This window comes from Leptolyngbya sp. FACHB-671 (genome assembly GCF_014695745.1).
Taxonomy (GTDB): Bacteria; Cyanobacteriota; Cyanobacteriia; order Elainellales; family Elainellaceae; genus JAAUTN01.
Genome location: NZ_JACJOV010000129.1, coordinates 115332 through 128261, shown reverse-complemented (window position 1 = coordinate 128261; position 12930 = coordinate 115332). Strand labels below are relative to the sequence as shown.

The 12930-nt window shown below is 48.7% G+C and carries 10 protein-coding genes; 6 read left to right on the top strand and 4 right to left on the bottom strand.

Annotated elements, in window-relative coordinates:
* Nucleotides 1–57 precede the first annotated feature (57 nt).
* Nucleotides 58–552 (bottom strand): cupin domain-containing protein, encoded by a 495-nt coding sequence (locus tag H6F93_RS19340; protein ID WP_190684077.1) that lies wholly within the window; start codon nt 550–552, stop codon nt 58–60.
* Nucleotides 553–585: 33 nt separating this feature from the next.
* On the opposite strand from H6F93_RS19340, the gene H6F93_RS19335 reads away from it, so the two are divergent.
* Nucleotides 586–1641, top strand: a complete 1056-nt coding sequence (locus H6F93_RS19335) for a hypothetical protein (RefSeq protein WP_190684074.1) — start codon at nt 586–588, stop codon at nt 1639–1641.
* 234 nt (nt 1642–1875) lie between these two features.
* On the opposite strand, the gene H6F93_RS19330 is transcribed toward H6F93_RS19335, so the two are convergent.
* Both H6F93_RS19330 and H6F93_RS19325 read right to left on the bottom strand, forming a co-directional pair.
* On the bottom strand, nt 1876–2718 hold the full coding sequence (locus tag H6F93_RS19330; RefSeq protein ID WP_190684071.1) for a hypothetical protein: 843 nt from the start codon (nt 2716–2718) through the stop codon (nt 1876–1878).
* Nucleotides 2719–2851: 133 nt separating this feature from the next.
* Nucleotides 2852–3289, bottom strand: a complete 438-nt coding sequence (locus H6F93_RS19325; RefSeq protein ID WP_190684068.1) for a hypothetical protein — start codon at nt 3287–3289, stop codon at nt 2852–2854.
* A gap of 843 nt (nt 3290–4132) precedes the next feature.
* On the opposite strand from H6F93_RS19325, the gene pruA reads away from it, so the two are divergent.
* Together pruA and H6F93_RS19315 are read left to right on the top strand one after the other, a co-directional pair.
* Nucleotides 4133–7156: an L-glutamate gamma-semialdehyde dehydrogenase gene (gene pruA / locus H6F93_RS19320; protein ID WP_190684065.1), complete on the top strand. Its 3024-nt coding sequence runs from the start codon at nt 4133–4135 to the stop codon at nt 7154–7156.
* Nucleotides 7157–7426: 270 nt separating this feature from the next.
* Nucleotides 7427–7624, top strand: coding sequence for a hypothetical protein (locus H6F93_RS19315; RefSeq protein WP_190684062.1), 198 nt, complete (start codon nt 7427–7429; stop codon nt 7622–7624).
* 352 nt (nt 7625–7976) lie between these two features.
* Here the strand turns inward: H6F93_RS19315 and H6F93_RS19310 are convergent, their stop codons facing one another.
* Nucleotides 7977–8459, bottom strand: coding sequence for an acyl-CoA thioesterase (locus H6F93_RS19310; protein ID WP_190684059.1), 483 nt, complete (start codon nt 8457–8459; stop codon nt 7977–7979).
* A gap of 715 nt (nt 8460–9174) precedes the next feature.
* Here H6F93_RS19310 and H6F93_RS19305 point away from each other — a divergent pair.
* The 3 genes from H6F93_RS19305 (at nt 9175) to H6F93_RS19295 (ending at nt 12862) form a co-directional block, all read left to right on the top strand.
* Entirely contained in the window at nt 9175–10314 is a 1140-nt protein-coding gene (locus H6F93_RS19305) for a hypothetical protein (RefSeq protein WP_190684056.1), read from the top strand.
* A 602-nt stretch (nt 10315–10916) separates the two neighbouring features.
* Nucleotides 10917–11765 carry a universal stress protein gene (locus H6F93_RS19300; protein WP_190684054.1) on the top strand — a complete coding sequence of 283 codons (849 nt, stop codon included), beginning with the start codon at nt 10917–10919 and terminating at the stop codon, nt 11763–11765.
* Between the two features lie 149 nt (nt 11766–11914).
* Nucleotides 11915–12862, top strand: a complete 948-nt coding sequence (locus H6F93_RS19295) for a DNA-methyltransferase (RefSeq protein ID WP_190684051.1) — start codon at nt 11915–11917, stop codon at nt 12860–12862.
* The last annotated feature ends 68 nt before the right edge of the window (nt 12863–12930 follow it).

The following is a 12930-nucleotide window of genomic DNA, read 5'->3' as shown; positions in this document are numbered from 1 at the left end:
AGAGGGAAGGCACCCCGCTTCGCGGGGTGCCTTCCCTCTAAGAATTAGTACTCAGTTTTACGGTGAAGGCGGTTGAGGGGTTGGTTGCATGTCATCCCAGTTGATCAGTTGGCGATCGCTCCCCATTCTCACCTGACGCTGACGCAATCGCGGATAGTCGCATACGTCAAAACTCCGTCGCTCTCCACCCATTAGATAAACTAAATCTTCCTCAAACGGATTGCTCAAACTGTGGGGCAGTGAGGGAGCCGTAAAGCCTATGAAATCTCCAGCAGCGACCTCTACAGAGCGATCGCCAATTTCGGCAATGCCGCAACCCGAAAGGATGTAAATAAATTCTTCCTCCTGGTGGTGAAAGTGAAACTGGGTGGTTTCTTTTCCGGGTTCAACTCTCACCAGATGAATAGCTAAACGAGTCATCCCTACGGTATCGCTAAGGGATTTTGTGTTTCGCACCGCCTTTGAATTAAGTGCATGAGTTTTAACGATTTCAGGCATTGCGGCGATGTAGCTGGCCTTGAGCAGCGGCGCTAAATCCTGATCTTCTTCCATTTTCTCCTCCTACCATCTCACTCCTACAAGTCCATGACTGCACAACTGATCAACTCCATCCTCACCCTGCTTGCCGTGCAATCCGATGATTCCTCCAGCGGGGTAACGCTGTGGAATGCTCCCGTGAAATTGATTAAAGCCATTCTAAGCAAGCAGCCCGAAATTAGTGAAGCGATGAAAGCTAAGGGGCAGCCTGTTGATTGGACAGAAACTCCCGCTGTGAGGACAGCAAGTGGGGCGATCGCTTCCACTAAAGATGCAGCAGGCGAACTGTCCCAAAAAGTCGCTCACTGGTTAGCCACCGTCGCCACCTCAGCCCAGGAAAACATCGGACAACTGACCGCAGGAAGCACCCAACCCCTTCAAAATGCTGCCTCGCAGGTTAAGCAGGCGATCGCCCAAACGACCCATAGCGCGACAGACTTTCTCCAGTCCACTCAGTCATCTGTTCAAGCCACCATTCAAGGCACGATTGACAGCGCCACCACCTCGACTACCAGCTTTTTTCAAACGGCTGCTCATACCCTGCAAGATTCCACGGCTGAGCTCGGTACGGAGGCTGCGACAGGTCTAGGAGACTCCGTTGAAACAGCTACTTCCTTTACCTTAGAAAAGGTGGGGCAGGCACTATCAGGAGCTTCCTGGCTGGTCGTCAAAAGCTATTTATGGGTCAGCAGCAAAGTCTCAACCGGCGCACAGCAAGCAATCTTAGAGACAACAGGCGCTGAAACGATAACTCCTGATCCCACGCCAATTGTGACTGCTGCTCCAGAAGTAGGTAGCTGGGTGATTTTTGCGGAAGTATGCGGAGTGCTGGTGTTTTACGCTGCCCTCGGTTGGTACGCTTTCTGGGTTTGGCAAAACCTACCCTATCGACCCGACAAACGGCTTGTCGGTAAGCCCGACTTTGACCCTAGCCGCTGGATCTGGTGGAGTCAAGCCAGTCCTGAATCCGGACTCGATCAGCCCCATCCAGAGCAATCGTCCCACCCAGAACAACGGTGGAACTGGCACAATTTACCCTATGCAGAAGTATTGAAAGGGCTAATTAGCAGAACTGGAACTTCCGAACGCTCTAACGACCAGTAATCTTGTAGCCATAACAGTTATACCGATTTACTCTCCCATTAGAAGATTAGGGATGCATCCCCACGGCGCGGGAGTGCATCCCTAATCTTTTAGGACCTAATTTTCAACTGGGAGGGAGTAATTTGAGAATGTCGCAGATGTGGCTAGGGGTGCACCGCGTGCGCCCTTACAGAAATTGATGTGTCGCGAAATCTGTTGAAATTGATATCAGTGCAATTCATGTGAAGAGGGGGCTTACGGAATCGTGATTTCCAGCTCATAAGTTGCATTGCCGCGCGTACTGCCAACAATTACCTGGTAATCGCCAGTGTGGGGCAAAAGCACTGTTTCTGACTGCGCCTCTGTGGTCAAAATATCTTCACTAGGAGACACAACATCAAAGGCGGCATTTTGTTCGGTTGAGGTCAGGGCAATCTCCATTTGCTGTCCTCCCTGGGCATTGAGCAAGTACACATCCCGTTCTCCGCCAACAACGGCATGGTTAATCACTGTGCTATTACGACCTGCCTCAAACTGGACTTGCTCTGTATGCACAGCAGTAGCCGAGTCTAGTAAGTCACTCGCTTCCAAGCCAGCCTCATTTGTAAAGCGCGATCGCACCTCTTCGCAATCGGCACTAGCCAGTTCCATGTCTGGCGTAACGATTTCGCTGGGGGTGATACTCCAGGTTTCTTCAGTATCCTGTACGTCATACTCAATCCAGGTGCGAATTTGGGCAGCTAGTTGATCTCCTTCCACAGAGCCGGAAATCTTTTGAGCAAAGGAGGAATAGTAGTTTTGAGCCTCGTTGCTAATGGTGGCGCGACTGTCTCCGGTGACGGTTTGATCCGCTGCTATGGTTAAGCGCAACACCGTCGATTGCGTGAGCTGGTCAGCACTGTAACAATATTGTCCCGGTACGATCGCCTCTGTAGAAGTATCTAAGGGCGGTTCTGAGGATGCAGACGAATCGCTTAGATCCGGTGCAGCAGAGCTAGAACTGGACTCTGGAGCAGGAGGTCGTGATTGATCGGTACAGGCGATCGCGATCGGAATCACCCCTAGAATTGCCAGAGCTAAAAATTTGCGCGTAAGCATAACACTATCTTCTCGACACAGTTGATGGAATTGATACAGTTGGTTTCGTCGTAATCATCCTACTCAATGTGCTGTTAGGGCTATTGGGGTATTGCTGATCTGATGTATGAATTTCGTAGGGGCATTGCCATGATCAGCGCTGACGTGATTGTTGGAGCGATCGCCACAAAAACTTCCCAACCCTCCAAATCAGAATCGCAACTAAACCCAAGTTAAGAACTACCAGCCACAAAAGGTGAATTTTTAGGACATTGCTTACTCTTCCCGCGTTCAAAGCAACATAAAACAGCGCAGATGTCCAAAGCAGAACCAGAACCAAAGTGCCGACCACTCTACCGACTGACTGAGTGAATGACCAGGGACGAAGAATTAAGTAAAGGCAAGTAATTTCAATCAAAGAGGCAAAAACATTGCGTGACAAATCATCTTCAAAGTTTTGGGCAAATGCTGCCCCTTCAGCATCAGTTGGAATAGGAAGATTATCAATAGTCTCCAGGTACATCAATCCTAAAAGAATGACCCAATAGACGGCAAGACCATAGAGCCTTAACCAACGAAAAAAAGATCGCATATTCCTCAACCCAAGAAAGATTTATGAGGTGAAAAGTGTGATTCAAACAATTTGTAGGAGGGGTTAGCGTAGGGTAACTCATGCTGCTCCAGTGAATAAATGTATTACGTTATGACTAGTTCACTCTGGTTTTATGTGAACTATAAAAGCAATTTATTTATAAGGAAAAAAGACCAATCAACAGTACCACTAACAGGACGAATTGCTCTCCATTGAATAGCCTCAACTAAAACAGACTTAATTCTTAAATATCTCTTCATTTCCTAAAGAAATTATTACTGAAGCATCACGATCTCTAATTGACCGAAAAGTAGATTAATATCCTGAAGAATAGGAATTTATTCCTGAAAGAAGTCCCAATGCAGTAAGTTTTTCTACTTTAAGAATTTGCCTATAGAAGTGTAGAAAGATTGAAACGGGACGGGAAGAGTCAGTAGCTCCTACATAAATAACCTTGACTTGCAGTGTACGGAGATGGCAAAGCGGACTGAGAAGATCATCAGGATGCAGAAGTTCCAGCATGGAGACTCACTTAAAACTGCGACACCAAAATATCTCAAGTTATGGATGGGGCAATCGCCAAAACATTCCGCTTCCATTCCGCTTCTAATCCAAACCCTTTCCACCAACCTACCCGGCACCTGGCACCCCACACACCCCTCCTCCATCAAGATTTCACAACAAAGTTTAAGACATGAATCAGGCAGTAAACCCGACAATAGAAGTAGATGATTCAATCGGCTAATGGTGCAAGTTGCGTAACCGAGTAATTGCGCTGAAATGGAAATGAGAGCTTGATGCACCGTTGGCTGAGCAAAAGTTACTTTTAGGGATTTATTAACTGTGGTTCTACAAGTATCTGAGAGTACCTACGAAACCAAAACTCAGGCGATCGCCCGCAAACTACTCTCTGCAACGCGGGAAAATCGGTCTTTCCTGGCTCAGATGCGCGACCAGATGCGCTGGGATGACAAGATGCTGTCCTGGACGATGAATAATCCGGGCTTGCGGGTTCAGCTTTTTCGCTTTATTGACTGCCTACCTGCGCTCCGCAGCAAGCCTGAGATCGCCCGCCACATGCAGGAATACCTGAGCGACCCGACGGTCGAACTGCCAGGGGCACTCAAGGGAATGCTCAACTTTGCCAACCCCGACTCAATGCCAGGACAGGTCGCCGCTTCGACCGTTTCAACAGCAGTAGAAACCCTGGCACACAAATACATTGCCGGGGAAAATATCAGGCAGGTGATCAAAACAATCGAGCAGCTTCGCAAAGACAAGATGGCGTTTACGGTCGATCTGCTGGGCGAGGCGGTGATTACCGAGGCTGAAGCACAGTCCTACCTCGATCGCTATTTGGAATTGATGGAACAGCTTACCGATGCAGCCAAACGCTGGTCAACGGTAGACGCGATCGATCAGGCAGACGGGGAAGCGCTGCCCAAGGTGCAGGTATCGGTGAAGCTGACTGCATTCTATTCCCAGTTTGATCCGCTGGATGCGGAAGGCAGTGAAGAACGGGTGAGCGATCGCATTCGTCTCCTACTTCGCCGCGCCAAGGAACTCGGTGCTGCCGTTCACTTTGACATGGAGCAGTACGCTTACAAAGATTTGACGCTGGACATTCTGAAGAAGATCTTATTAGAGGACGAATTCCGCAGCCGCACGGATGTTGGCGTAACACTTCAGGCTTACCTACGCGACAGCTATGAGGATTTGCAGGGCGTAATTGATTGGGCAAAACAGCGTGGCACTCCACTCACTGTGCGTCTTGTGAAAGGAGCCTATTGGGACCAGGAAACAATCAAAGCCGCGCAAAAAGATTGGCCGCAGCCTGTTTATGCCGATAAAACCTCAACGGATGCCAACTTCGAGCGCATGACGACCCGTCTGCTCGAAAACCACGAGTATCTCTACGCCGCGATCGGTAGCCACAACGTCCGATCGCAAGCACTCGCGATCGCCATCGCTGAAACGCTGAACATTCCCCGTCGCCGCTTTGAATTGCAGGTGCTATATGGAATGGGGGATAAGTTGGCAAAAGCGATCGCAGATATGGGCTACCGCGTCCGGGTCTACTGCCCCTATGGTGAACTTATTCCCGGCATGGCTTACCTGATTCGCCGACTGCTAGAAAACACCGCCAACAGTTCCTTCCTCAAGCAAAATCTGGAAGAGCGTCCCGTTGAGGAATTGCTATCTCCTCCTCAATTTGAAGAGGATAATCGGGAATTGGCAAACGGCAACGGACACTCCACTCAATCCCTAGTCCCCAACTCCCACCTAGCCCCTAACCCCCTCTTCCCCAACGCCTCCGACACTGACTACGCCATTCTCTCGGAACGCGATCGCGCCCAAAAAGCCCTGCAAACCGTGCGTCAGCAGTTAGGCAAAACTTACCTGCCGCTGGTCAATGGCGAATATCAATCGACCCAGGAAACGGTGAATTCGGTGAATCCCTCCAACCCGTCGGAGGTAATTGGTCAGGTCGGGTTGTTGAGTGTGGAGCAGGCAGATCAAGCGATCGCCGCCGCTAAAGCAGCCTTTCCTGCCTGGAGAAAAATGCCCGCAACAGAACGAGCAAACATCTTACGAAAAGCTGCCGATCTAATGGAGCAGCGACGGGCAGAACTATCGGCGTGGATGGTGCTTGAAACGGGCAAAGCTTTGAAGGAAGCAGACGGTGAAGTCTCAGAGGCGATCGACTTCTGCCGCTACTACGCCGACGAAATAGAGCGACTGAGCCAAGGCTATAGCTACGACCTGCCAGGAGAAACAAACCGCTATCGCTATGAGCCGAGAGGGATCTCGCTGATCATTTCTCCCTGGAATTTCCCACTAGCAATTCCCACGGGCATGACCGTTGCGTCGCTGGTGGCAGGAAACTGTACACTGCTGAAGCCTGCAGAGACCTCTTCTGTAATTGCTGCAAAGATGGCAGAACTTCTGGTAGAAGCGGGAATTCCCAAAGGCGTTTTCCAATTTGTGCCAGGAAAAGGCTCTAGCGTGGGTGCTCATATGGTGAAGCATCCAGACGTTCACATGATCACGTTTACGGGTTCTCAAGAAGTGGGCTGCCGAATCTATGCAGAAGCAGCGATCGTACAGCCTGGACAAAGGCACCTGAAGCGAGTCGTGGCAGAAATGGGCGGCAAAAACGCCATCATCGTGGATGAAAGCGCCGATTTAGATCAGGCAGTTCAAGGGGTGGTGCAATCTGCCTTTGGCTATAGCGGTCAAAAGTGTTCGGCTTGCTCACGGGTGATTGTACTGGAGCCGATTTATGAGACGTTCGTGAATCGGGTCGTGGAAGCGGCGCGATCGCTCAACGTAGGAGCCGCAGAACTGCCCAGCACTCAGGTGGGACCCGTAATCGACGCAGCCGCCCAAAATCGGATCAAAGCCTACATTGAAAAAGGTAAATCCGAAGCAACAGTAGCGCTAGAAGTACCTGCCCCTGAAAACGGCTACTTTGTTGGGCCGGTTATCTTCACCAACGTTTCACCCGATGCCAAAATCGCCCAGGAGGAAATTTTTGGTCCAGTGTTGGCAGTCCTGAAGGCGAAGAATTTTGATCAGGCAATAGCGATCGCCAACGGCACTCTTTATGCACTAACGGGCGGACTTTACTCTCGCACCCCCTCTCACATTGAGCGGGCCCAAGATGAGTTTGAAGTTGGCAACCTGTACATTAACCGGGGAATTACCGGGGCGATCGTGGCTCGTCAACCCTTTGGCGGTTTCAAGCTCTCCGGCGTCGGCTCCAAGGCAGGCGGGCCAGACTACCTGCTGCAATTCCTCGAACCCCGTGCCGTCACCGAAAACATCCAGCGTCAGGGCTTCGCTCCAATTGAAGGAGTAGAGTAAATTGCCAAATGGAGAAATGTTTTTGAATGCAAAACCTTTGATTTCACATTCAAAAACATCTCCATGCAGTAGGTTGGGTGGAGCACCGGGCAACCCAACACCGCAGTATTAGACCTAGCATTAAGCGTAGGATGGATAAAGTTCATCCTACGCTTAATGCTTCTGTTGGGTTCCGCTTTGCTTCACCCAACCTACGTGTGGTAACGGTTCTGGGAGTTGTGTCAGGTAACCAGGTAGAGTAGTGAGGGTAAATTGAATGAGGTAAGCACGGTGGGCATTGGAGAAATACTGGTTTTGATTCTGCTGCTGGTTGTCGCCTTTGCCGTCTTCGGCTTGTTTCTGCGCATTACAAAAGCAGTGATTAGCATTGGAATTACTCTCTTTTTGCTACTCCTAGCGCTCTACTTTATCTTCGGCATCACCCCTTTAGACTTATTGCGACAGATCGTGCAACTCCTTCAGGGATAACCAGTAATTAATCACTAATGACACTCCCTAATCGCTCAGCAAGGTCATCTAGTGCTTTCGAATTTGTCACTGGCGTTTTGTAATTCACCATACTGCGCGATAAGACTCGTAGCACTTCCTCAACGGTTGTTACACCCGTCGTTCCTTTTCAAGGGTGGCAATGGGCAACCACAACCCTTTATTTCCCAAACTTCGTTTCTGATACGGAATCCATTTCATAAAGAAGCCCTATTTGGTGTACGGGCGAAGCATTCGGCAAAAGAATTGTGTCTCAGTGACAGGGATTGAGACCGAATGCTTCGCCCCTGCCGATACCGCTACTCCACAGACGGATTGGGTATGAGAAGTTGCCTTACCCCTCAGGTGGCATGAGCCTTGCCAGCGCATCCTTCACTGCTGGAGGTAGTTGGCCCATAATTTTGCCTTTTTCTCGATCGACTGCGACCAGGGCGACCTGCGCCGTTACGTAAAGCTCCTGGCGATCGGGAGAATGGATTTGGTAATCCCAGTTGATTCGCACACCTTCCATCTGGGTCATTCTGGCTTTGACAATCGCCGCCATTCCCATGCGAAGCGGTCGATGATAGCGGATGGACAAATCAACAACGGGCAGATCGCAGCCCAGCGCGACCAGGTCGGCAAATTCGATGCCAAGCGATCGCAAACATTCCACTCGCGCTTCTTCTAACCAGGCGATATAGGAACCGTGCCAGACCGTTCCGGCATAGTCCGTATGGTGAGGCTGTGCCCGGACTGGATATTCAAACCAGCTTTCCGTCACTGCCTGCAACGAGTTTAGATGGATTGCACTAGTTGGCTCTAGCTGTGGCTGCATAAAGGATCACTCCACTCAACGCAGGGCTTCTCTAAGAAGCCATATGTTCACACTAATTCTTACATTACTTAGACCTTTCGACCTCTACACAAAAGTACCTACTGAGTAGTCCAGGTGTGTGGCCAAGCGGTTAAATTTTTTGTCTTCCCGGGGTTAGCAATAGCCATAGCCCAAAGTGCCTGTCTTATAAGCGTTAGAGAAGCTAGACGATCGGTCTAATCATACTCAGTACTCAGAGCACCCTCAAGCTACTTTAAAGATTCAGTGAAATTGCGTAAGTAGATCTATTGATATAAGAGGTTACCTAACTATACTTTTGGGAGGTTTCGTAAGAGTAACCCCTTCAAAGTATTCAGGATTTACAGTTACGGTGGGCGGCTACTTTAGCTGAACACAGTGATAGCTTGTGAAAGCAAAAAAATTTGCTTTCACAACTTAATTGTATTGAGCTAAAGGCAATTAAGTTTTGTGTCTTCTCTCAGTATTGAAATAACAATTTCAACCAGGATTTGTACTAATTCTCTTTCAACCTGAATGTTGTTGAGTGCGTCCCGAGTACGCGAGGCAGGTTCAATAACGTTCAGCTTCGATAGAAACAATATTAACGGATGCATCAAAGCATAAATTTGCGAGAAAACGGCTGGTTGTACCTCTGCTTGGCGTTCGTTTCTAGATAGCTTGATTCATAAACTTATTGCATTTGGAGCAAACGAATATGGTGTTAATTTCCTCTGAGGTCGCAGTCGCGGGTAGTCTAACTACACCCAAAGTTATTCCACCGATTTACTTCTACATTCCTCAGCGCTATTTCCCAGCAGAAGGGTTTCCAGAGCACCCTGACGACTATTGGGCATGGCAAAATACGAATCCTGGGAAATACCAATGGGGTATGTACAACTGGACATTGCAAACCTATCTGTTTTTGAAAGCGGACGGTTTTCCCTGTTCATTAGTGGGTGAACTGCCCACAGAGGGGATTGTGATTACGCATCGAGATTTGTTGCCTGATCACGTGCAACCAAACCATAAAACTTTGTTCATTTGTATTCTAGGTGACAAAATTGAGCATCCTTATGCCCAACTGCACATCGTGCAGAATTTGAAAGATAAAGTACAGAAAAGATATCCTACGCTGTGGGATAAATATTACTTTCCTCACTGGGCGCAGTCCAGCCTGATTCGCCGTAATCCAGAGCGAGGCGATCGCTTTGAAAACATTGCTTACATGGGCGATATAAAAAACTTGGCTCCAGAGCTGCGTGACCCTGCTTTTCAAGAGACTTTAGAGTCAATGGGACTGCGCTGGCGCATCGTTGGTCGTGAAGGATGGAATGATTACAGTGAAATTGATGCTGTCATATCCGTGCGACGTTTTATACCACTCAAAACTCTTCGTGTCAAACCTGCGTTGAAGCTATGTAATGCCTGGCATGCAGGAGTTCCGGCCATTCTCGGAAAAGAGCCAGCATTTCAAGCAGAACGCAAACGAGATCTGGATTACCTCGAAGTCAACTCCCTAGATGAACTGTTAAACAGCTTGCAAGCCTTGCGCGACGATGTAGAGCTGCGGCAGGCGATGATTGCTAATGGGCGGCTTCGAGCTAAGGAGACTTCTAGTGTGAACTTAACAAGGCTCTGGCGACGGTTCTTGACCGATACTGCCACAACCACGTATGAACACTGGTGTAACGGCTCAATCTGGGATCGCCGAGTATTTCTTCAGCGGCGCTACATGGTGGTTAAACAAGAGCGTATTCAGAAGCGGCTACAGAATACTTTGAATTCTGTGCAGTCATTTAGGCGGAAGTTTATTAGTAATCCTGTAAAAAATCTGCTTGGAATCACCCAAGACTAAAGTCAGTTTCCAAAAACTCAGGGGGTAAGGGTTCAGCTCTTACCTCCTCATGGACGGAATGCAGAAAGAAAACTGCGCTTGCTTACAGCCATTTTCCCATGGGTAAGCCATAGCGTAGGGTCGTTCGCGAACGACCCCTACAGGGATTTGTGGTTTATCCAAGTGGAAACGGCTGTAAGAAATTCAGCGAGAGTGAAAAATCGTGTCCCTCACATTGTATGGGACACGATTTTTGCTATTTCAGTGGCACTACACAGGGCTGAAATAGCGTTATCGGATTCGCATAGAGGTCGGACAAGTAAAGTCATCCAGTCTGTAGCCCTACACTACTTTCTTGCCCAACTTACGGGTGCACCTATACCGGTTAAAGTGCACCTTAACCCTTTGTTATCAATCTTCAGAAAACGAATTGAAGCGCTGCAGCAAGGGTTATGATGACTGAGCAAAGGCGAATTAAGAGCGATCGCCCAGCGATTTGTTGTTTGACATTATTTGTATCAAACTATTGCAAATCGTTGGATTTTTTGTCGAGCAATTTTTACTGTTTTAGCGGTAGCAGCAGCTTGTTATTTAGTTCAAAACGCTTTAAGTGAGAGGCAACGATGATAGAAAAAATTTTGCTGGCAGACTCAGGCATAGGACAATCTGAAGAAATGCTCAAAGCTCTGATGGAGATTCCATCTATTCAAGGAGCATCTGTGACGATCTTGCATGTCGTGCCGCCTCAAGCCAGTGCTGATGCAATGACCCAAAATTGGGAAAGTGGCGGAAAAACCTTAGCAAAAGCAGTTCAAACGCTTCAGCTTGACCCAAACCGCACAACTGCTATGTTGCGAGAAGGCGACCCGAAAGATGTGGTTTGCCGAGTCGCCGAAGAAATAGATGCCGACCTGATCATCATGGGATCACGGGGGCTAAAGCGGTTGCAATCAATTTTAGAGAATTCCGTAAGCCAGTACGTGTTTCAACTGGCTTCCCGTCCCATGCTGCTGGTCAGAGATGACATTTACGTTAGAAAAATTAACCGCGTCATGGTGGCGATGGACAACTCTGCTTCGGCTCAAGCGTCCTTAAAATTGGCGTTGTCGTTCCTGCGAGATATTAAAGGAGGGCAGCTGATTCTGGCTCACACAAATCCTGATCTGAAGGTCAAGCGGGATGAAATGGAAATTGATCCAAATCAAGATCCAGTGTTGATTCCAGCAATCGCTGAAGCCAAAAAGCTGGGGATCAACTACCGCTGTGTGGCTCCAGTCGGCAAACCGGGAGCGCGGATTTGTGAAACCGCCGATGAGCTTAACGTTGATTTATTAGTATTGGGTTCGCCTGAGCGACGTCCCTCGGTGGCAAAAGCGTTACCTGATTTGGATCGTCTTTTGGGACAATCCCTTTCAGACTATGTGCGGGTTTATGCAAACTGTCCCGTCCTGCTAGTTCGAACCGTTTCCTAAACAAAGTAGCCCGAACAGTGTAGATTAATGGGCGTTGCTATAAGGCGTGAATTTTGTCAGGGCGTTTCGCGGAACGCCCTGACGAGTTTGGATAAACGTCTGGGTAGTATTCTTCCAGCAACGCCTGTTGTCCTAAACCCTTGCCCTAGATGAAAGCGCCTGCTCCCCGCAACCGCACCCTTCAATTAAGTGAGACAGAGCGATCGCACTACTGCCAAAAGTTAATTCATCTAAGTGAACCCGTTGAACCAGCCGCTCTCCTGGATCGAACCGTTTGCCAGGATCTATTTGAAGTGCTGGATTATTTGCCAACAAAATTTGTCGATTTGTTATTTGTCGATCCGCCCTACAACCTGAGCAAGCGCTTCAATCAACAAATTGTCAGGCGGCGATCGCTAGCTGATTATGAGGTTTGGGTTGATAGCTGGCTTTCACGCTTGGTTCGCACGCTTAAACCGACTGCCTCTGTTTATCTTTGCGGCGACTGGCAATCTTCTCCCGCCCTCTATGCCGTTGCTTCCCAATACTTTATCATCCGCAACCGTATCACCTGGGAACGTGAGAAAGGACGTGGCGCAAAGGCAAATTGGAAAAACTGCGCCGAAGACATCTGGTTCTGCACCGTTTCTGAAAACTATTACTTTAATGCTGCTGCCGTCCAACTAAAGCGACAGGTACGCGCTCCCTATACAGACACTCAGGGTCGTCCCAAGGACTGGGAACGCAGCCCCAACGGTAACTTTCGTTTGACCGCAGCATCTAACTTGTGGACAGATATCACAATACCGTTCTGGTCAATGCCCGAAAACACCAATCATCCCACTCAAAAGCCGGAAAAGCTGCTGGCAAAAATCATTCTGGCAAGCTCGCCTCCCGAAGCAGTTGTGCTTGATCCATTTCTTGGCTCTGGCACAACTTCAGTGGTGTCTAAAAAACTCGATCGCCGCTTTGTTGGGATTGAACTTGACCAATATTATGCTTGCTTAGCCGAGAAGCGATTAGAACTAGCAGAGAGCGATCGCCAAATTCAAGGATATGGCGATCGCGTCTTCTGGGAGCGCAACAGCTTCCCTTTACAAAAACACATAGGATCGTAATGCTTCTTAATCAAAGAAGCGTCAAGTGTAAAAACTCGACGCTCCTTTATTCAAAAGTAAATCCTAAT

What these genes read in the sequence shown, in the direction of transcription:
- H6F93_RS19340 (WP_190684077.1), bottom strand. Translation starts at nt 552, where the DNA reads ATGGAAGAAGATCAGGATTTAGCGCCGCTGCTCAAGGCCAGCTACATC.
- H6F93_RS19335 (WP_190684074.1), top strand. Translation starts at nt 586, where the DNA reads ATGACTGCACAACTGATCAACTCCATCCTCACCCTGCTTGCCGTGCAA.
- H6F93_RS19330 (WP_190684071.1), bottom strand. Translation starts at nt 2,718, where the DNA reads ATGCTTACGCGCAAATTTTTAGCTCTGGCAATTCTAGGGGTGATTCCG.
- H6F93_RS19325 (WP_190684068.1), bottom strand. Translation starts at nt 3,289, where the DNA reads ATGCGATCTTTTTTTCGTTGGTTAAGGCTCTATGGTCTTGCCGTCTAT.
- H6F93_RS19310 (WP_190684059.1), bottom strand. Translation starts at nt 8,459, where the DNA reads ATGCAGCCACAGCTAGAGCCAACTAGTGCAATCCATCTAAACTCGTTG.
- H6F93_RS19305 (WP_190684056.1), top strand. Translation starts at nt 9,175, where the DNA reads ATGGTGTTAATTTCCTCTGAGGTCGCAGTCGCGGGTAGTCTAACTACA.
- H6F93_RS19300 (WP_190684054.1), top strand. Translation starts at nt 10,917, where the DNA reads ATGATAGAAAAAATTTTGCTGGCAGACTCAGGCATAGGACAATCTGAA.
- H6F93_RS19295 (WP_190684051.1), top strand. Translation starts at nt 11,915, where the DNA reads ATGAAAGCGCCTGCTCCCCGCAACCGCACCCTTCAATTAAGTGAGACA.